The following is a 20,811-nucleotide window of genomic DNA, read 5'->3' as shown; positions in this document are numbered from 1 at the left end:
ACACCTATGATTACATTTCTTGGCTTTTTAGTGCTATTAGCAGGTTTCGCTGCTTTTGTAATATCTAAAATAGAAAAAAGCAATAGCCGATTTCCAGAATGGCTAAAAGGCATTCAAAAAATACATGGAACCATTTTAATTACAGTTGGCATAATACTAATGCTTACAAAATCACTTTTCTTTTTTGCCGACAGAGGTTTTAATTACCTATTGGTATCTCCCACTGGTAATATGAGCGCGGTAATGGAACAGGGCATTAAGTGGAGAGGATTTGCCAAAATTGATAAATGGCAAAAATTTATTGACGTTAAAGTTATTGGTGAAGGTATTGAAATTGATGAAGAGGAAGTGGAAGGTATTATGAAACCAATTCCATTACGTTTTATTGATCAGGTAACAGCAAAAGGTTATGTATCTACACGTTTTGAATTACCTCGCGATGCCGAAAGCTTTATAAATTTGGCTGTAAAGTTCAGAACCATGAGCAACTTGGTTAACAATACAATAGTACCAACTGTAAAAGAGCAATTAGTAAACACAGCTTATATGTTTGCTGCTCAGGATTATATTTCAGGAGAAGCACAAAGTTTCAGACAGGCTTTTGAAGAACAACTAAAAGGTGGTGCTTATGCTGTTGAAAAAATAGAACGCCGTGATACCGTTTATTCCGATATTCAGGATGATGATAGCCGTGTAATAAAGGAAGTACAAACTTCATATGAAGTAAATAAGGTATTAGAAAATGGGATTCCTAAACGCATAAAACATGAGTTGAGCGAAAATAAGATTATTGTTTCTCAGGTAATAGTTGATAATATTGAACTGGAAGCTACATTTAAACAGCGTTTGGAAGCACAACGTGATGAATCTGCAAAACGTCAGTTAGAACAACAAAAAGTTGAAACTGCCAAAGATGCTCAACAACGTATTATTGCTGAAGGAGAAAGAGATAAGGCTGCTGAACGTGTTGCACAGGAAAAAGAACAGGTTAAAGCTCTTATTGCTATCGAAACCAAATTGAAGCAGGAAGAAACCAATAAAAAACTAGCCGCAATTGCACTTGAAACAGAACGTTTAAATGCTCAAAAGAAAAAAGTAACAGCAGATGCTGAAGCATACGAAATTTCTAAAAAAGTACAAGCTGGTATTACTCCTGAAGTTAAGCTCCAAATGGAACTGGATCGCGATGTAAAAGTTGCTGCAGAAATTGCTAAAATCAATTTCCCGCAAACCATGATTATTGGAGGAGATTCAAAAGGAGGCACTCCACTTGAAAGTTTAATTGGTGCTGCAATGGCAAAACAATTACAGACTACAAAAAAATAATTTAGTTATTATAAATTCAGAAAAGAGGAAAATGTGATCATTTTCCTCTTTTTTTTATCTTTAACCAAAGTCATATACAAAATACTTTTCTTAAATTGAGCATAAAACAGATAAGATCCTTGCTAGAAAACTGCAGCTCTGAAGAATATGGTCATTCTTTCTCTAATGACAAAATCATAAAAATCAAATAAACATTTTGGTTAAAAACCCTTAAATCAACAGTTTTTAAAACTCTTTTTACAGGAACTTAATCATTTAAAGCAAAATAAACGCTACCTTTGCACCCTCATTTTTATTACGTTATGCAGGATATAAGAAATATTGCAATTATAGCGCACGTTGACCACGGTAAAACTACATTGGTTGACAAGATGTTATTGGCCGGAAAACTTTTTAAAGATCACCAGGAAGTTGGTGAATTAATCATGGACAATAACGATTTAGAAAGAGAAAGAGGTATTACTATCCTTTCTAAGAACGTTTCGGTAATGTACAAGGATACTAAAATTAACATTATCGATACCCCTGGTCACTCCGATTTCGGTGGAGAAGTTGAACGTGTTTTAAACATGGCTGACGGTGTACTACTTTTAGTAGATGCATTCGAAGGACCTATGCCTCAAACTCGTTTTGTACTTCAAAAAGCGATTGGTTTAGGTTTAAAACCAATTGTAGTTATTAACAAGGTTGACAAACAGAACTGTCGTCCTGAAGAAGTTCAGGAAGCAGTATTCGACCTGATGTTTAACCTTGGCGCAACTGAAGAACAGCTTGACTTTGTTACAATCTACGGTTCAGCTAAAAATGGCTGGATGAGTACTGATTGGAAAAAACAAACTGAAGATATCACTCCTGTTTTAGATGCGGTTATTGAAAATATTCCTGCTCCGGAACCAAATGAAGGTACTCCTCAAATGTTAATTACTTCACTTGACCACTCTCCTTATACTGGTAGAATTGCGATTGGAAGAATTCATAGAGGTAGTTTAAAAACAAACCAACAAGTTTCTTTAGTAAAAAGAGATGGTTCTATTTCAAAAACAAAAATTAAAGAAATTAATGTTTTTGATGGATTAGGACGTACAAAAGTTGACGAAGTAAAATGTGGTGAGCTTTGTGCTCTTATCGGTTTAGATAATTTTGATATTGGTGATACTGTTGCTGATATTGAAAATCCAGAAGCTTTAGATCCTATTGCTATTGATGAGCCTACAATGAGTATGCTTTTCACTATCAATAACTCTCCTTTCTTTGGTCAGGATGGTAAATTTGTAACTTCTCGTCATATTAAAGACAGATTAGATGCTGAGCTTGAAAAGAACTTGGCTTTACGTGTAGAAGAAACCGGTTCTGCTGATGCATGGAACGTATACGGACGTGGTGTACTTCACTTGTCGGTTTTAATTGAAACCATGCGTAGAGAAGGTTATGAACTTCAAGTTGGTCAGCCTAGAGTAATCATCAAAGAGATTGCAGCAATTAAGCACGAACCTGTTGAAGAATTAACTATTGACTTACCTGACGAGTACTCTGGTAAAGCCATTGAAATGGTACAGTTACGTAAGGGTGAAATGCTTAACATGGAACGCAAAGGAGAGCGTATCGTAATTGAATTCCATATTCCATCGAGAGGTATTATCGGTTTAAGAAATTCATTATTAACAGCTACCGCAGGAGAAGCTATTATGGCCCACCGTTTTGTTGAATTCCAACCTTACAAAGGAGAAATCAACAAGCGTTTAAACGGCTCATTAATTGCAATGGAAGACGGAGCTGCGATTCCTTATGCATTAGATAAACTTCAGGACAGAGGTAAATTCTTTGTATCTCCACAAGAAAAAATATATAAAGGACAGGTTGTTGGAGAAAATAATCGTGAAGGTGATTTAACTATTAATATTACCAAAACGAAAAAATTGACTAACATGCGTACTCAAAGTTCGGATGAAAAAGTTAAATTAGCTCCACCAATTATCTTCTCATTGGAAGAAGCATTAGAATATATTCAGGGTGATGAGTATGTAGAGGTAACTCCTCAAGCCATACGAATCCGTAAAATATATCTTGAAGAACATGAACGGAAGCGTTTAGCAAAGCAATAAATAACTAAGAAATTATTTATTGATTTGCTGTTTTTCGAGTTAGCAGCGAGCCGCATCAAAAAAGATGCGGCTTTTTTTTAATCATTTAACTATTCAAACTTTTTTTAATAAAAAAGGATTCGGACATTTGTAAGAATATATCTAAAGTTGTGATTCATCATATTTATATTGTGAAAAACATTTTAGATTTATACTGGTAAAATCATATTAGTTTATTTATTAATCATTGTTTCATGAGCAAAATTGATTGGGCAAAACTGTCGTTCAGTTATATCAAAACAGATTATAACGTACGAAGCTACTACAAAGATGGCCAATGGAGCGAATTAGAAGAAACAACTTCTGAAGCGTTAACAATCCATATGGCAGCAACATGTGTTCATTACGGTCAGGAAGCTTTTGAAGGTCTGAAAGCATTTAAAGGTAAAGATGGCAAAATTAGAATCTTTAGAATGGATGAAAATGCAAAAAGACTCCAAAACTCTGCCAATGGAATCTTAATGCAACCGGTTCCTACTGAACTTTTCACTAAAGCTGTCGTCCGCGCTGTTGAGCTCAATCTTGATTATGTTCCTCCTTATGAGTCAGGAGCTGCTTTATACATTCGTCCTTTATTAATTGGGTCAGGTCCTAAAGTTGGTGTTTCTCCATCTGAAGAATATACTTTTATTGTATTTGTAACTCCAGTAGGTCCTTATTTTAAAGAAGGCTTTAAACCTACAAAGCAAATGATCAGCAGAAACTTTGACAGAGCTGCTCCTCATGGTACAGGACATTTAAAAGTTGGTGGAAACTATGCTGCTAGTATGCGTGCTGGAAAAATTGCCCATGATGGTGGTTATTCTTCAGTATTATACTTAGATAGTAAAGAACATAAATATATTGACGAAGCTGGTCCTGCTAACTTCTTTGCAATTAAAGGCAACAAATATATTACACCACTTTCTGAATCAATACTTCCTAGTATTACAAATATGAGTTTGATTCAATTAGCCGAAGACATGGGGCTTGAAATTGAAAGACGTCGAATTTTACTCGAGGAACTAAGCGAATTTGATGAAGTTGGAGCTTGTGGTACGGCAGCTGTGATTAGTCCTATTGGTGAGATTGATGATATTGATAAGAATATTTCTTACACATTTGGAGATCCTAATGTTGCTGGTCCTACCTGCACAAAATTATACAACAAACTTAGAGGCATCCAATATGGTGATGAACCTGACACTCATGGTTGGGTTACTATTATTGAATAGCTAAAAGACCATACAAAGAAAGGCGGAGTAATTGTTTACTCCGCCTTTTCTATTATTATCATTCTATCTTACACTCTTCTTTCCTCAACAATCATTAAAGCTTCTTCTCTAATGATTTCTGGCAACTGAATTTGTCGCAACTGAATACTCTTCATCCAACCTGCTACCTCCCTTTCTTTTAGCGTATACAAAACGTCTCTAAATTCCTCTATGGCTTCATCTGAATAGCCTTTGGGAGTAACTCCTCTAAACCTATCCAGTTCTTCATCATTATAATATTCTATATTATCACTCGAACTCAACAAGCTATCAGCCTCACAAACTTCATGTGCACCGCAACAATCAGCAGGAACCTCTCTCCCCTCTTCTTCAACTTCATCCTTACCTTTAACCTTATTTGATACAAACCAGGCTATAATAAGAGCTACTATAATTAATACAACAATATAAATCATGTTGCGAAATTATAAAAAATGCCATAAAGAAAAGAGGTGTTTTCTGTTAATATTTGTTAGATAAAAATTATCATAGCTCTTGCTATTCACAGTGTTTTACATATAGTTATAATCTACATTGATCAATCTTAAACCTAACAATATTGAGATATATCTCATTTACAATCACTTCAAACTTTTCTGAAATATTCATTATTTACAAGGCCAAAAAAATACAAACCATTGATTTTATTCACCGAAAACAATATCTTAAAGTAAAAAATGTGTTACGACGTAAAATATCTAACTCAAAAAAAATTAAATTATGCAAAAAGGCTAGGAGAATCTGTTGATGAGATCAAAAAAATAGAATCTGATTTAAATATCCTGACCACTAACTTATCACCACACTATCATGCCTCAGGTTTTATGCATCCAAATCTTTTATGCTTCATAAAGAAACCGGAAATTAAACCAATGTTATTTCAGTGGGGATTAATTCCTTATTGGACAAAAAATGAAGAACAGGCTTCTCAAATTCAGAATAAGACAATCAATGCAAGAATTGAAAGTATTGATACAAAACCAAGTTTTAAATCATCATCGAATAAACGAAGATGTATTGTTATGATTGACGGTTTTTACGAACATCATCATCAAAACAATCAAAAGTATCCATTTTACATTTACAACAAAACTGATGAACCCATGCTAATTGGTGGCTTATGGGATAGCTGGAATACCACTCATGGATATGTACTTAATACGGTAAGTATAATTACCACAAAAGCTCAGGGTATTATGAAATCTATTCATAACAATCCCAAATTATCAGAAAGTCGTATGCCACTTTTAATAAATAGTGCACAAATTAACAATTGGTTATCACCTACACCCATCGCACAAATATTAAAAGACATTACGGAAAATAACGATTATTTAAACTTAAAGGCTCATCCGGTTAAACCATTAAGAGGAAAAAATTACGTTGGTAATTATATCGAAGTTTCATACCCTTATGAATATCCAGAATTAAATATTACAGGTTTATTATCTTAAACTTACATAGATATTGGTTATATTCGAAACAAAAAATTATGAATTTATTTGGCAACATTATTTGGTTGGTCTTTGGCGGATTTATGATTGCAATGGAATATTTGATAAGCAGTATCGTATTAATGATTACCATTATTGGAATTCCATTTGGTCTACAATCATTAAAACTAGCCAGCTTAGCTTTTTGGCCCTTTGGAAGAGAGGCTGTGGTTACATCCAGAGCAGACGGATGCCTGTCTCTTTTGATGAATATTATATGGTTATTGGTTGGTGGTATATGGATCGCATTAACTCATGTTTTTTGGGGAATTGTATTAAGCATAACTATCATTGGTATTCCATTTGGGAAACAACATTTTAAGTTAGCAGGAGTAGCACTATCTCCTTTTGGCAGAGATATCATATATAAGAATTAACAACCCAAACACTCCCAAATTTAGATGAAAAATTTTTTAAGCAAACTATTAAAGACAATTGGAACATTTATTCTTCGATATGGATTAGGCTTTATTATTATTTGGCTTGGCTTTTTAAAATTTAAAAATTCTGAAGCCGATTATACTCATCAGCTTATATCCGGAGGACACATTTCATTTATTTTAAAATATTTAACACCCTATGCATTAAATCATATAGTAGCTTATTTACAGATACTTATTGGACTATTAATTCTACTCAAACCAATATCAAAGTCACTTTCTTTTTGGGGAGGTGTTGCAGCGTGTTTAATGTTTATATTAAGTTTGTCACTTCTTTTTACATCGAACGTTGTTTGGCAAGTGGGATATGGTTTTCCAGAGCTTTCAAAAGCGGGTCAAACTATTTTAAAAGATTTTGTATTATTTGGGGCTGCAGCATGGTGTGTAAGCGATAGTTTATAAAGAAATTGTATGAGAAAAATAGATAAGGCATGTGTATTTTGTGCATCGAGCACAAAGGTTGATGGTGCATACATAGAGGACGCAGAAAAACTGGGCGTAATTTTATCTGAAAATAATATTGCCATGAATTACGGCGGTGGAGCTGTAGGTCTAATGGGGGCTATTGCAAATTCCATGCTCCAAACAAATGGCAGAATTATAGGAATCATCCCTAAGTTTATGGTTGAGGTTGAGTGGGAACACAAGGGTGTAAAAGATATGGTTCATGTGGACACCATGGCAGAAAGAAAACAGTTATTGGTGAAAGATGTGGATGCAGTTATTGCATTACCAGGAGGAACCGGAACTCTGGAAGAATTGTTTGAAGTACTTTCGAATAAAAAGCTTGGTCTTTTTACGAAGCCAGTGATTCTGTTAAACACTAAAGGTTTTTTCAACCCATTAATAGAGATGCTACAAAAAACTATTGATGAGAATTTTATGAGACCTGAGCACAAAGAGTTATGGACTGTTGTTGATACACCAGAAGAAGTAATTCCTGCCATTGAATCTTCAAGTTCATGGAGTGTAGATGCCTTTAAATTTGCCGCAGTTTAGGATTCATGATTATTTCAAATTAAGAAACGACACTATTTTACTATTTTTGCAGAAAAGTTTTGAGAATGAACCTGGAAGAAAATTGGGAATATATTGCTTATCAAGATAGTACAAGTGAAACAAGTAGTGAATCATCTACTTTAAATAGTGATGCACAAAACCTGAAAGTTAATAAACCTCAACTACTTGCTATTCCAGAAACTCCTAAAAGATTTACTCAAACGCAGAAAAAAGTTAAAGTTGAAGCAAAACCTAAAACATTTGTTCCAACACCTGAAGACTCCGTAAATTTCAATCTGATTACCAGAAAAACTGAATCAAATATTCTTAAGCAGACTATTGTTCATGATTACTTAAATCCAATTCCTTTAAGTAATAAAACCTGGTTAAACATAAATACTAAAGACGTACTAAGTGTTGATAACTCATCTTTGGTAATTGACAACACCTTACCCCAAGACACTTTATTGACAAGCCATGTATCTGAAATTAAAAATATTGCAGAAACAAATATTTCTAACTCGGATACTATTAAGGTTACAAATCAAGAAATTAAAGATAGTATTCAAATAACAGAAATTGCACAAAATAATCTGGCCACTAAGAAAGACTCAACTCAAACTCTGATTGAAGTTCCCTCTATTCTTCCTTTTAAAGAACATAAAAATATAGATAAGGATATACTTTCAGGGTTGATATTGCTTGCTGTAGCAGTAACAGGTTTTTTACGATTCACCAATTATAAATATTTAAGAGAACTGTTCGCTGCTTTGATATTTTCGCAAAATGCGAGAAAAATGCAAAAAACAGTCAACTTACATTATCGAACTCCTGCTTTTATCTTAAACGGACTGTTTCTTTTTAACGCATCAATATTTCTTTATCAAATCATTAACTACTATCATTTAAAAACAATATTTAACCAGAGTTTATTTCTGATTCCAGCATTCATGTTGCTTATTATAGCATTTGGAATGACTAAAGTAGCATTATATCGTTTTGTTGCATATGTTTTCGAAACAAAGCCTGAAACTAAAGAGTATCTTTTCTTCAATTTTCTTAATAATAAGATTTTTGCCATAGCAATACTTCCAATTATCATAGTAGTTCCATACATTGAAGCAGAAATTGTTCCTGTTTTATTCAAAATTGGAGGGGTAATTTTCATTTCTTTGTATTTTATACAATTATTTAGAGGTTTAGCAATAATTTTGAAAAATGTAGCTTCTTTATTTTACATGTTTTTGTATCTTTGTGCCCTAGAAATTTTGCCTTTAATTATTATTTACAACATTTTAATTAGATAGGCATATTGCGATGTAAGAAACTAAAAGAGATATCGTTTTGAAGATAAAGAGAATACTGGTTTCCCAGCCAAAACCACAAACAGAAAAATCTCCTTACTTTGAATTGGCAGAGAAAAACAATGTAAAAATTGATTTTCGACCGTTTATTCAAGTTGAGAGTGTGCCTACGAAGGAGTTTCGTGCCCAAAAAGTAAATATTTTAGACCATTCGGCCGTTATTTTTACCAGCAGAACTGCTATCGACAACTTTTTTAGAGTTGCTGAAGAAATGAGAGTAACTGTGCCTGACACTATGAAGTATTTCTGTATCTCCGAAGCAACTGCTTATTACTTACAGAAATATATTGTTTACAGAAAACGCAAGATTTTTCATTCAACAGGAAAGTTTCCTGATTTGGTTGAAATCATCAAAAAACACAAAGATGAAACCTATCTTGTGCCACTTTCAGATATCCATAAGCAAGAAATCCCAGATTTACTTGACAAAAATAAAATCAAATATTCAAAGGCTATTCTTTACAGAACTGTTAGCAGTGATTTGAGTGACCTTAAAGATATTGATTACGATATCCTTGTATTTTTTAGTCCATCAGGAATTGCCAGTTTATTACAAAACTTTCCTGGTTGGGATCAAAAAGATACTAAAATTGCATCTTTTGGACCTGCTACTGCAAAAGCAGTTAAAGAAGCTGGTTATAGATTAGACATACAGGCTCCAATGCCTCAGGCTCCATCTATGACTATGGCCCTGGAACAATTTATTAAAAAGCACAACAAGGCTAATAAATAGATTATTAGAATCATATATATTTAAAAGGGCATTTTTAAATGCCCTTTTTTTATCTCGGAACACACAGCTAAATAGCACTTATTTTATACCAATGGCACATTCGGATTATTCGTTTCCTAAATCAGATCGATTATGCAGCCATATTTTAATTGAGAAACTCTTTACTGAGGGAAACTCTTTTATTTGCTATCCTTTTAGAGTAGTTTATCATGCTACAGAATTACCAGATGAAACCAATTCTCAGGTTCTATTTAGCGTATCAAAAAAAAGGTTTAAAAGAGCCGTACATCGTAATCTTTTGAAAAGAAGGTGCAGAGAAGCATACAGATTAAACCGCAATGAGTTTAATACATTTCTAAAAGAAACCAATCAACAAATCATCTTTGCCTGTGTTTATATTTCAGGAGAACAACAAAGTTATTCTTCCATACAAAAAGGTATTAAGAAATCGTTGATTAAATTACAAAAAGTATTAAGCGAAGAGTCTGATCATGCAACTGATTAAATGGTTATATAAAGTCATTATTGCTGGAATTGTTTTTATATTAATCATACCCATAAAAATATATCAGCATGCTATTTCACCAATGCTTGGTGCATCATGCAGATATACCCCAACCTGTTCAGCATACTCTATTGAAGCGCTAAAAAAACATGGTCCGATAAAAGGAAGTTATCTGGCTATTAAACGGATTTTAAGTTGTAATCCATGGGGCGGACACGGGCATGATCCGGTTCCTTAGAACCCCTAAAAATCGAAATGTAAATAATTCAATTAAAAAGTATAATTTAGTACGTCAAAATAAAAACAAAAATATGGAGTCGACCAGACAAAAAAAGGTATCCAGATTATTACAGAAGGAAATGAGTGAGATTTTTATCAAAGAAGCTAAAAATCTTACATTAGGAGCTATGGTATCTGTAAGCAAGGTTCGCATATCTCCTGATTTAGGTAATGCTAAAATCTACATCAGCATATTCCCATCTGGTAAAAAAGAGGATATTTTCGCTGAAATTAATCATCACAATTCTCTTATTCGTAGAAATTTAGGTTTAAGAGTTGGTAAACAATTAAGAGTTGTACCTGAGCTTCAATTTTATATTGATGATTCTCTTGACTATATTGATAACATTGACCGCTTGTTAAAAAAATAAGAATGCAATACGATCCGATCAAAAAAAGCTTAGGAAAGGTATTTAACCGAACTCCTTTTTTAAGAATATTGTTTTACAGATTACTTGATTTATTACTACTCAGAGCATGGCATATTCGTAAAGAAATTAAACTATGGTCAAAAAAAGTGGGAAACGACATCAATGTTTTAGATGCAGGTTCCGGATTTGGCCAGTACGTTTATTTCTTGTCATCGCTAAATAAAGATTGGAATATTACAGGTTTAGATGTAAAAACGGAACAGATTGAGGATTGTAATCAATTTTTTACTAAGATTAAACGAAACGAAAAGGTTCATTTTGAATATGCTGATCTAACAAAGTTTGAAGAAGTGGATAAATACGACCTGGTTATTTCTGTGGATGTGATGGAACACATTGAGGATGACGAAGGCGTATTTAAAAATATCCATAATGCTATGATCAGCGGAGGAATGATGATTATATCTACACCAAGCGATCAGGGTGGATCTGATGCTCACCATCACGAAGTTGAACACGAAGATGGTGTAACCGGATTTATTGATGAACATGTTAGAGATGGTTATAATATTCAGGAAATAAAACAAAAGCTACAAAAGGCAGGTTTCAAGAATGTTGTGGCGCATTACACTTATGGATGGCCAGGAAAAATATCTTGGAAATTATCTATGAAATTTCCTATAATGATGCTTAACCTCTCCAAATTATTTTTTATTATTTTACCTGTTTATTATATCATTACATTCCCTATTTCGTTTATACTTAATTTTATTGATGTAAAAATAAAACACAAAACAGGGACAGGATTATTAGTAAAAGCCATAAAATAATTATTCTCCTTTATGAAGCTTATTATTGAAATAGCATTAAAATTCTTATTTGGAAAAAAATCAAAAGGTATTATTAATGTAATTTCCACTATTTCAATAATTGGAGTTTCAGTTGGAACGATTGCTTTATTGGTTATCCTTTCCGTTTTTAATGGTCTTCACGGGTTAATAGGAAGTTTATACGGATCCTTTGACCCTGACATTAAAGTAACCGCAGTTGAGGGAAAATTCTTTTCGACGGATTCTCTTAAAATAAAAGAAATCAAAGAACTGGATGGTGTTATAAAGGTTAGTCCGGTTATTGAAGACAACGCCCTGTTAAAGTATAATAACAGACAAGTTACCGCCATGGTAATGGGTGTTGATTCAACATTTCGAGAAGTCACACAACTTGATTCCATTATTGTTGAAGGGAAATTTAACCTGAGGGATAAACAAGGATTTGGAGGTGCCATTGGTTATGTTTTAGCCGACCAGCTTAATGTTCGTGTTGCTTTCCTGACACCTCTGCTAATTTACGTACCACAACGTAACAAAAGAATTAATTTAAACCGCCCCAACGAAGCTTTTAACACACACTACATACATCCGAAAGGTATCTTCCTTGTTAAACAAATGGAATACGACTCAAAATATCTTTTGGTGGATATAGACCTTGTTCGTAAACTTTTTGTTTATAAAGACACTGAAGTAACTTCACTTGCTATTGGCTTAAAAGAAGGCAGCGATTCAGCGAATATTCAGGAAAAGATTCAAGGCATTTTAGGATCAGGGCTTAAAGTTGAGAACAGACATCAGCAGCATGCCAGTTTTTATAAAATGATGAGAGTGGAGAGAATTATGGCCTACCTGATTCTTTGCTTTATACTGATCATTGCAACTTTTAATTTAATTGGCACCATGTCGATGCTGATATTTGATAAAAAAGAAGGCATTAAGATTTTAAAAAGTATTGGAGCCAATAAAAAAATGGTAACCCGCATATTTTTGGTTGAAGGATGGTTAATTTCATTAATAGGTGTGGTTGCAGGACTGTTAATTGGTATTGTATTAGTATTATTACAACAGCATTTTGGCTTAATCAAGTTCAGTGGAGGCAACAATTTTGTTGTTGATGCATATCCCGTTGCGCTTGAGATTCCGGATATTTTTTATTCGTTAATTACGGTTACTACCATTGGCTTTTTTGCTGCTTTATATCCGGTTAAAATTATTGTTGGTAAATATTTTAACGAAAATTACTAAATCTTAAAGGTTAGTTTTATTAATTTTGTTAGTTCGTTTTTAACACACTAACTTTTTTAAATGAAAATTAAATTTCAAATTATACCTGAAGAAAACTTAATCGTCCATAAATTAACAGGGGATTTTGACATTGATTGTTACACGCAATACTCAAAAACGCTTGTTCAATGTCCGGAATGGAATACTGTTGATAAAATGCTATCAGACATACGTGGTTTAAACACAAACAATGTTCCTAAATGTCTTGATTTGATGGCTAAATTAAGACGAGAAGTATATAAAAGAGATTACCTTAATGTTCTACTTGTAGATACCCCGATATCTACTGCGCATTCCCACATTTATAAAAACTGTCTTCAATCAGATAAATTCAGATATAAGTATTGTTCTACATTGCAACATGCATTAGCTACTTTAGACCTTGATGTATCTGAAAAGCAAGCAGAAGAGCAATTATTAAATCTGAAACACGAATTTGTTTTTTCAGAAGAATGAACCTTGGGTAACTCTGGATTCTAAAGCAAGAAGTTTTTTCTTGGCATCCAATCCTCCGGCATAACCAACCATCTTGCCATTTAATCCAACTATTCTGTGGCAGGGAATAATAATTGAAATAGCATTCGCGCCATTTGCGGAGGCAACAGCTCTAACAGCTTTTTCATTACCTAACCTTTTGGATAAATCAAGATACGTTAAGCGTTGTCCAAAAGGAATTTTTATTAACTCCTGCCAGACTAGTTTCTGAAAATCTGTTCCAATTAACTTTAACGGCAGATCAAATTGAGTTCGTTGTTTTGCAAAGTATTCCTCAAGCTGACGTATAGTTTCCTGGATTATTGCTGAATTCCCGTATTGAAATCCGGCCTGCAATCCGTTCTTTAGTCTTCGGTCTATCAAATCACGTTTTTTACGATATCTCCAATCGCACAAACAAAGTTCTTCCATAAAAGAACCTACCAACAAAACACCTGCCGGCGAATGATATTCCTTAACTAAAATATTTTCTTCCATTGATTAATCCATGGTTTCAACAATAGAAACACAATCTGCATAGGTTTCCTTAATTTCATCCAGGCATTGATTAACCTCATCTGCAGTATTCGCACGAAGCATCTTTATTTTCAAGTCACGAAAATCTCTTAAACCTTTAAATGTAATAGCAAGATGTCTTCTCATATGCAGAATTCCTCTTCTTTCTCCCAACCAATCAATACTATTATTTAAATGCTCTCTGATCATTTCAACATGTTCAGGAATTTTAGGTAGTTCCAACAGCTCTCCTGTATCCAAATAATGGCGTACCTCTTTAAAAATCCATGGGCGACCAATAGATGGTCTGCCAATCATTAAAGCATCTACACCATACCTGTCTAAATACAACTTTGCCTTTTTAGGATTTGTCAGGTCACCATTACCTATAATTGGGATGTGCATTCGAGGGTTGTTCTTTACTTCACCAATTAAGGTCCAGTCCGCATCTCCATTATACATTTGAGCACGGGTTCTACCGTGAATGGTTAATGCTTTTATTCCTGTATCCTGAAGTTTCTCTGCTACCTCTACAATAATTTTAGAACTCTCATCCCAACCCAAACGAGTTTTTACAGTAACTGGTAATTTAACTGCCTCCACAATTTTCCTGGTCATTTCAACCATTTTCGGAATATCCTTAAGCATGCCAGAACCAGCACCTTTTGTGGCTATTTTTTTTACAGGACAGCCAAAGTTGATATCAATTAACTCAGGATTGGCTTCTTCTGCAATTTTTGCAGCCTCAACCATCGCATCAATATCCTTTCCGTACAATTGTATACCAACCGGACGTTCCTCATCAAATATTTTAAGTTTTCGCTGGGTACTCTCTATACTTCGAATTAAAGCATCAGCCGACACGAATTCAGTATACATCAGATCCGCACCATATTTTTTACACAACAACCTGAACGAAGGATCAGTCACATCCTCCATAGGAGCCAACAAAAGTGGATTTTCTCTTAACTCTAAATTTCCAATCTTCACTACTCAGCAATTAATTTGTCTAACAAGGTTTTAAACTGATCACTATTCCAATCTGCAGCACCATCCTTTTTAACTACAATTTCACCTGTTTTTGAAAGAATAACAGTATGTGGATATTGATTAGAACTTAATACATCAGGAGCGCGCTCTATCATTTTATAAACAGGAACCTCGTAATTTTTGTTGTTTACAAAATTCTCTATTTTTTCTTTTGTTTCATTACTCAACAAAACAAAGGCAACATCATTTTTATAATTAAGATAAAGTTGATCTATAGCAGCAAACTCAGCAACACAAGGAGGACACCAAGTAGCCCAAAAATTAAGAAAAACAACTTTCCCTTTTAAATCAGAAAATGAATACGTTTCTTGATTAAGATCTGAATATTGCCAGTTATAATCATTCTCACTCAAAGTCACCTTATCCGTTTCTTCCTTTGGTGACGACATGGTATATCGTATCACAAAAGAACTAATTGGTAATCTTGTTGATGGAATTATCAATAAAATAAATAAGATGAGAAAAAGAAAGTCGAGCACAATTCCGGCTTTAGTCTTTCTCTTTGTATATTTTTTCCATTGATCTTTAAAAAAAAACTTCATTGATGGTGATCTTTTTTACAATTTTCTAAAAGCTAAAGAAGCCGGCCATTTTATGCTTTTATAACATTTACCTGTATTGGTACATATTTGCATTGCGATTGTTTTATAATCGTTTAAACCATCTACATTGTTATAAAACTTTTGAGCATCAATCGTAAATTTATGTCCTGTACCCGGCATTAATGTCAATGGAAAATAGTTGTGACCTCCAATATTTTTAATGGCAAACTCTCTTTTTGATGACCCTTTGTAAAACTGAATGCTTGGTGCATTAAAAGTTATATCCCGTTTTGTTTGATTGATAATAAAAACACGAAGAGCCAGATTTCCATTCGACTTCACTTTATAATGACCTACTCTGAAAATTACCAACTGTGGCATAATTTTATCTAACCATCCTTTTCTTTTGGCCACATAAAACACCAATGTAACAACTAACATTAACCACAAAGAATTAAAGTTAAAAGTCTGTGGTTTTTCGCCAACTTCGGGTTGTTGTAAAGGCTGTTCAGAATATTGAGAAACAGCATTCTCAGAATAACCTTCTTCTACTTTTTCCGGCCCAGGATTAGCAATACTACACACCTGCATGGTTAAAGCTAAACCCAACATTACATAAATGATAATTCTGTTTTTCTTCAGAAGATCCAAAAATCCTTTCAACTGTTGCATAAAGTACTATTCTTTAGAATTTGTATATGCAGATGCATCTTTAGGAAAAGGAATTAACCCTTGATAATTGATATAATACTCACCATCAACCACAGGTTTTGCCATTTCTTCTTCTGTAGTTCCATTTGCATTGGCAATACCAACGCTGGCATACCAACATTCTGAGTGATGCTTTTTTCCAAGCTCTTTTACTTGTTCAATAATATCAGGAAGAATAATTCCCATTTCAGGATAGTAGCCTGTTTTTACCAACACCATATGGAACTGGTCATCTTTTTTAGCAAGAATCTGCGGATTAACATCTAACTCTTTTCTTACATTTAAAACCTCGTATCCCTTATCTATTAAATCTTTGTAAACTACTTTAATACCTAGAAAATGTAACTCTTCCAGGTTCATGATTTTTCCCTCTGCCATTTCATTTCAATTTTGAAAGGGCAAAATTGGGAAAAAATGATGTAAATCTTCAATAGAATGGAAGATAATAAGTTTAAATGATGCAAGATATAATTCATTTATAGAGAAGCTTGGTTTAAAATCGCTTATTGATTAATGATAATATTTATAGAAATAATTTATCATCACAACTCATTCCTAATTGATGACTATGAATAAAATTCTCGTGATCATCAAATAACCCAATCACTTTTTCACGTTTTAATTTAGATTTTTTTATCTGAAACACAGGTTAAATAACTACTCCAAGGATAATCTATTGGATGAGAAACAAAAGAATGATGTACTGGATTATTGTGAATATATATTACTGCTTGTTTTAAATATTCATCTGAATCAATTTGTTTTCTTTTAAAAGGTCTTTCAAAGAGGGCTCCATGACGTCCATGAAACCTATTGAAGTACTTAGTATAGGAATTAAAGAGGTGAGAAAAATGTGAAGTGGGATTGGGTATTTTGTTATTGTTTAACGCTAACTGGTCTGCAACGCTGTCTGATTTTGATAACGTTTCCCATTTTTTAAATTCCAACCTGACAGCGTCATTAACATTAACATTAACATTAACATTAACATTAACATCTTGACTATTAATCTGATCTATTGAATATTTATAAACTAAATTATCCTTGATATAAACAAGGAAATGAAAATGATTTGGCATAAGAACCCATGCGTAGGTATTTGCAATAGGGCTTATATATTTATCATATAAATGAAGGAAATAATGATAATTTTTTTCTTCTTCAAAAAGATTACAGCTATTTATACCCCGATTATATATATATGATAGAACTTTCCGGGGTTAAGTATCAGGTTTAGCATATTTTATTTTATTAATTCGACTATTGAATTTAATAAAATAATCAGAGCCAGTATAAAGTGGTAGAGTAAAAATATTAGCACTTTACTTCATAACCAGTTTAGTAAGTATAAACAACTGACAAACAAATTTTCAATTTATATATTCTTTTAAACGCTGACAGGTCTACGACGCTGTCAGGTTTTAATCTTCTTAATTCTCCAAATCAAAAATAAAGGTAGAATTTGGATATGCGGGTTTAATGTAATTTGTTACATCATCCTTTATATCTTCTATCTTCTTAAGAAAGTCTTCTGATGGTTTTCCTCCAAACTTGCTTATTTGAAGATGTATTTTAAAGTGACGGTTTTTATGCTTTTGAACGTTGTTGGCGGTTTCGTATATCAATCGGTTGATATCAAACAATAAACGTTCTTCATTCATATTGCCAATTAAAAATGCAATAGCAGGATTTTTAACCGTTGTTTCTTTTGTTTCAATGGCATTACATGAACTTTCTTCAAAATCAGGACTCGTTACCTGATAAAAAATATTGTCTTCAATGTTACTAAACTCTAATTTACCAATCGGAGCAAAAGTTTCTTTATTTACTAATTGAAAAAATACCAATCCCATATGAAATAACTGATGATAACCTTTATACAGAAAATAAGTTAACTCCTGTCCTTCCTGCTTTGTTGTAACAAAATCTGTAATTACAAAAGCCTCAGATTCATATTGCCCCAACTGTTTTTTTACAAAGTCATTGGTAAAAGCCTCCATTTTAATTTCAACCTCTTTGCCAAAATTAGTACGAATCATCATTAAGTTAGGCTCAACGATCGCTTTATTATTTATTTGTAATAATTTATGATTGGTATGTGCGATTAACTTTTTTAATACAACTGCCGACTCCAGATAATTCATAATTACTCTTTTTTTAAGATTGAAGATTCAAAATTATTATTTTTTCAAACAACCTCATCCATTTTACCCAAACTATTGCACTTTTATAAGCTTTTTTAAACCTTAACCCCTATATATTCACAAATGCACATGTTATTTTTTACACTTCGCAATTAAATTATTATTACCCTAAATAAAATATTATCATTTTTCCAGAAAAGAAGATGTTTCCATGGTAGTAATGCATGTTACGCAGGAAAACTGCATGTTACGGTGCGCAGATGGATGTTTCGCAGGTAGAATTCAATGTTACGGAGATAGAATTGAATGTTACCATCCGGAAAAGCATGTTACAGAGACAAAACTGCTTGTTACCGACCGGAAATACATGTTACAGTCCGGAAACCGCTTGTTACCAAACCGAAATTGAAAGTTACGTTCCTCAAATACCATATTTCGCACCCAAAACTGCAAGTTACCACGGGAACTTACATTTTTGGGTACGTAACATCCAATTCTGTTTCAATAAAGTTTTCTTATTGTAATAGAGGTATTGAATCAGGTAGCATCTACTTTAATCATCTCTATAAAAAACACAATAATTGAGAGGTTTTGTACTACTCGGGCTATTTTACTTTGTATATCTTTGCCTCATATTAAAGTTTACAATGAGTTTGAAACACTACGCCATAGAAGGAAACTCTCTTTCGATGAAAGGGAAGTACATACAAAGTTTAATTAAGGGAGCCGGAGAAATTAAAGAGCTGGATGGTAAAAAAGGAATACTGTTCTCAAATATTACGCTTGATAAATTGATTGATGAAGAGGTTACGCACGATCAATTTGTATTATCTGGTGACCCAAACCGAAGTATCAGAACTTTTAGTAGTGGAGAACAAAAAAAGGCTTTGCTAAAATATTTGATGAGCCTGAAACCTGAATTTATTGTTCTTGATAATCCTTTTGATTGTCTGGATATACAATCGGTTGAAGCCTTAAAGCAGGAGCTGATGCTTATTGCAACACACACTCCTATCGTTCAGATTTTTAAGCGCCATCATGATATTATGCCTTTTATTTCAGAAGTGTTATTTATTGAAAACGAAACGCACTCAAAAATATATACTAAAGATGAGTTTGAGCAACTTCATCTTCATAAAGAAAAGGCATTTTTAAATACCTGTATCCCATCTCCTCTTAAACCTTTTGAAAACATTCTGAATGTATTGGTTGAGTTTCAAGGTGTAAGTGTGAACTACGAAGAAAGAAGTATTATTAAAGATATCCACTGGAAAATCTGTCCTGGTGATTTCTGGCATTTAGTAGGACCAAATGGTTCCGGAAAAACCACGATGCTCAGTATGATTTTTGGTGATAACCCAAAAGCTTTTGGTCAGCCGATTTATTTATTTGGCACAAAAAAAGGTAGTGGAGAAAGTGTTTGGGACATAAAAGAAAAGATCGGGTATTTTACGCCTTCAATGACTGAGCGTTTTCATAGCAGCCAATCGGTGGAACAAATGGTGATATCAGGATTGGTAGATAGCGTTGGATTATACCAAAAACCTACCGACCTTCAGAAAAAATTAGCCGGCCAGTGGCTTCAGCTATTAGGCTTAGCCGACAAAGCCAACGAACGCTTTAATCGCTTGTCACAGGTTAACCAACGCATGGTTTTAATTGCCCGCGCCATGATTAAACATCCTCCTTTATTGATTTTAGACGAGCCTTCTACAGGATTAAACGACTATAGTGCTTCTGTAATGGTTCAATTGATTCAAAAAATTTCTGCAGAAAGCTCCACTGCTATTGTATACGTTTCGCACAGGCACGAGGAAGGACTTTACCCTAAGAATATTTTTGAATTAAAAGATAGTGGAGATGGATATGTGGGAGTGATTCAGTAAAGGAGAAAGGAACAGGGAACAGGGAGAAAGGTTAAAGTTGATAAACATTCAATGAGATAATAAATGAAAAATACCCAAATTAAATTTTATTCTATTCTGATTATTCTATTTATCATCCTTTACTTATACTTTGATTTTTCTATGAATAATGCCAAAGGAGGAACTGGTCTTGGTGCTTATTTAATTTACATTGGTATTGCTGTCATACATTCAATCATATTATTTATCAGTGCTATTGTGAATCAATTACAAAACAAAACCAACACTAATTTTGTTTTCTACCTGAATATAATCCTTGTTTTATTCATATTCTTCAGGCTTTTTAAATTTGTATCTTAAAAGGAACTATTAACCTCAGTTCGATTAAAATTTTATAATTCAGATTGTCATAAAATACTGATATATAAGGCAAATTTTGCAGGGTTAGCGAGCTAACTCGAAGAATTTAACGCAGTAGATTAGTATTTTAG

At 33.3% G+C, this 20,811-nt stretch carries 24 protein-coding genes; 16 read left to right on the top strand and 8 right to left on the bottom strand.

Going from position 1 to position 20,811, the window contains the following annotated elements; all coding sequences use genetic code 11:
• Positions 1-6 precede the first annotated feature (6 nt).
• From OM075_RS19855 to OM075_RS19845, 3 genes are all read left to right on the top strand, one after another.
• Positions 7-1,326 carry an SPFH domain-containing protein gene (locus OM075_RS19855; RefSeq protein WP_301192296.1) on the top strand — a complete coding sequence of 440 codons (1,320 nt, stop codon included), beginning with the start codon at positions 7-9 and terminating at the stop codon, positions 1,324-1,326.
• Positions 1,327-1,628: 302 nt separating this feature from the next.
• Positions 1,629-3,428 (top strand): translational GTPase TypA, encoded by a 1,800-nt coding sequence (gene typA, locus OM075_RS19850; protein WP_301192295.1) that lies wholly within the window; start codon positions 1,629-1,631, stop codon positions 3,426-3,428.
• Between the two features lie 233 nt (positions 3,429-3,661).
• Positions 3,662-4,681 (top strand): branched-chain amino acid aminotransferase, encoded by a 1,020-nt coding sequence (locus tag OM075_RS19845; RefSeq protein WP_301192294.1) that lies wholly within the window; start codon positions 3,662-3,664, stop codon positions 4,679-4,681.
• A 68-nt stretch (positions 4,682-4,749) separates the two neighbouring features.
• On the opposite strand, the gene OM075_RS19840 is transcribed toward OM075_RS19845, so the two are convergent.
• Entirely contained in the window at positions 4,750-5,136 is a 387-nt protein-coding gene (locus tag OM075_RS19840) for a hypothetical protein (RefSeq protein ID WP_301192293.1), read from the bottom strand.
• Between the two features lie 261 nt (positions 5,137-5,397).
• On the opposite strand from OM075_RS19840, the gene OM075_RS19835 reads away from it, so the two are divergent.
• The 12 genes from OM075_RS19835 (at position 5,398) to OM075_RS19780 (ending at position 13,474) form a co-directional block, all read left to right on the top strand.
• On the top strand, positions 5,398-6,174 hold the full coding sequence (locus OM075_RS19835; RefSeq protein ID WP_301192292.1) for an SOS response-associated peptidase: 777 nt from the start codon (positions 5,398-5,400) through the stop codon (positions 6,172-6,174).
• A 38-nt stretch (positions 6,175-6,212) separates the two neighbouring features.
• Positions 6,213-6,590: a YccF domain-containing protein gene (locus OM075_RS19830; protein ID WP_301192291.1), complete on the top strand. Its 378-nt coding sequence runs from the start codon at positions 6,213-6,215 to the stop codon at positions 6,588-6,590.
• Positions 6,591-6,614: 24 nt separating this feature from the next.
• Entirely contained in the window at positions 6,615-7,055 is a 441-nt protein-coding gene (locus tag OM075_RS19825) for a DUF417 family protein (protein WP_301192290.1), read from the top strand.
• A gap of 9 nt (positions 7,056-7,064) precedes the next feature.
• Positions 7,065-7,652 (top strand): LOG family protein, encoded by a 588-nt coding sequence (locus tag OM075_RS19820; protein ID WP_301192289.1) that lies wholly within the window; start codon positions 7,065-7,067, stop codon positions 7,650-7,652.
• Between the two features lie 65 nt (positions 7,653-7,717).
• Positions 7,718-8,959, top strand: a complete 1,242-nt coding sequence (locus tag OM075_RS19815) for a DUF4271 domain-containing protein (RefSeq protein ID WP_301192288.1) — start codon at positions 7,718-7,720, stop codon at positions 8,957-8,959.
• 37 nt (positions 8,960-8,996) lie between these two features.
• A complete protein-coding gene (locus OM075_RS19810) occupies positions 8,997-9,749 on the top strand; it encodes a uroporphyrinogen-III synthase (RefSeq protein WP_301192287.1) in 753 nt (250 codons plus the stop codon).
• A 91-nt stretch (positions 9,750-9,840) separates the two neighbouring features.
• On the top strand, positions 9,841-10,254 hold the full coding sequence (locus OM075_RS19805) for a ribonuclease P protein component (protein ID WP_301192286.1): 414 nt from the start codon (positions 9,841-9,843) through the stop codon (positions 10,252-10,254).
• Positions 10,241-10,492 (top strand): membrane protein insertion efficiency factor YidD, encoded by a 252-nt coding sequence (gene yidD, locus OM075_RS19800; protein ID WP_301192285.1) that lies wholly within the window; start codon positions 10,241-10,243, stop codon positions 10,490-10,492. The genes OM075_RS19805 and yidD overlap by 14 nt, the downstream gene beginning before the upstream one ends.
• A gap of 73 nt (positions 10,493-10,565) precedes the next feature.
• Positions 10,566-10,904: a 30S ribosome-binding factor RbfA gene (gene rbfA, locus OM075_RS19795; RefSeq protein ID WP_301192284.1), complete on the top strand. Its 339-nt coding sequence runs from the start codon at positions 10,566-10,568 to the stop codon at positions 10,902-10,904.
• A 2-nt stretch (positions 10,905-10,906) separates the two neighbouring features.
• Positions 10,907-11,734 (top strand): class I SAM-dependent methyltransferase, encoded by an 828-nt coding sequence (locus OM075_RS19790; RefSeq protein ID WP_301192283.1) that lies wholly within the window; start codon positions 10,907-10,909, stop codon positions 11,732-11,734.
• A gap of 12 nt (positions 11,735-11,746) precedes the next feature.
• Positions 11,747-12,979: an ABC transporter permease gene (locus OM075_RS19785; protein ID WP_301192282.1), complete on the top strand. Its 1,233-nt coding sequence runs from the start codon at positions 11,747-11,749 to the stop codon at positions 12,977-12,979.
• A gap of 60 nt (positions 12,980-13,039) precedes the next feature.
• On the top strand, positions 13,040-13,474 hold the full coding sequence (locus tag OM075_RS19780) for a hypothetical protein (protein WP_301192281.1): 435 nt from the start codon (positions 13,040-13,042) through the stop codon (positions 13,472-13,474).
• Here the strand turns inward: OM075_RS19780 and OM075_RS19775 are convergent.
• From OM075_RS19775 to OM075_RS19745, 7 genes are all read right to left on the bottom strand, one after another.
• Positions 13,463-13,990 (bottom strand): methylated-DNA--[protein]-cysteine S-methyltransferase, encoded by a 528-nt coding sequence (locus OM075_RS19775; RefSeq protein WP_301192280.1) that lies wholly within the window; start codon positions 13,988-13,990, stop codon positions 13,463-13,465. The two genes, OM075_RS19780 and OM075_RS19775, sit on opposite strands and share 12 nt — an antisense overlap.
• Before the next feature lie 3 nt (positions 13,991-13,993).
• Positions 13,994-14,998, bottom strand: a complete 1,005-nt coding sequence (dusB, locus tag OM075_RS19770) for a tRNA dihydrouridine synthase DusB (protein ID WP_301192279.1) — start codon at positions 14,996-14,998, stop codon at positions 13,994-13,996.
• Positions 14,998-15,600, bottom strand: coding sequence for a TlpA family protein disulfide reductase (locus OM075_RS19765; protein WP_301192278.1), 603 nt, complete (start codon positions 15,598-15,600; stop codon positions 14,998-15,000). The genes dusB and OM075_RS19765 overlap by 1 nt, the downstream gene beginning before the upstream one ends.
• 15 nt (positions 15,601-15,615) lie before the next feature.
• Positions 15,616-16,272, bottom strand: a complete 657-nt coding sequence (locus OM075_RS19760; protein ID WP_301192277.1) for a hypothetical protein — start codon at positions 16,270-16,272, stop codon at positions 15,616-15,618.
• 6 nt (positions 16,273-16,278) lie between these two features.
• Positions 16,279-16,689 (bottom strand): DUF8840 domain-containing protein, encoded by a 411-nt coding sequence (locus tag OM075_RS19755; RefSeq protein ID WP_301192276.1) that lies wholly within the window; start codon positions 16,687-16,689, stop codon positions 16,279-16,281.
• A 245-nt stretch (positions 16,690-16,934) separates the two neighbouring features.
• Positions 16,935-17,390, bottom strand: a complete 456-nt coding sequence (locus tag OM075_RS19750; protein ID WP_301192275.1) for a hypothetical protein — start codon at positions 17,388-17,390, stop codon at positions 16,935-16,937.
• A 351-nt stretch (positions 17,391-17,741) separates the two neighbouring features.
• On the bottom strand, positions 17,742-18,455 hold the full coding sequence (locus OM075_RS19745) for a hypothetical protein (protein WP_301192274.1): 714 nt from the start codon (positions 18,453-18,455) through the stop codon (positions 17,742-17,744).
• 647 nt (positions 18,456-19,102) lie between these two features.
• On the opposite strand from OM075_RS19745, the gene OM075_RS19740 reads away from it, so the two are divergent.
• Positions 19,103-20,341, top strand: a complete 1,239-nt coding sequence (locus OM075_RS19740) for an ATP-binding cassette domain-containing protein (RefSeq protein WP_301192273.1) — start codon at positions 19,103-19,105, stop codon at positions 20,339-20,341.
• Positions 20,342-20,811: the final 470 nt, after the last annotated feature.

This window comes from Plebeiibacterium sediminum (assembly GCF_026013605.1).
GTDB classification, from domain to species: Bacteria; Bacteroidota; Bacteroidia; order Bacteroidales; family Marinilabiliaceae; genus Saccharicrinis; species Saccharicrinis sediminus.
The sequence above is the reverse complement of the archived record's forward strand: the minus strand, read 5'-3'. Positions and strand labels throughout refer to the sequence as shown.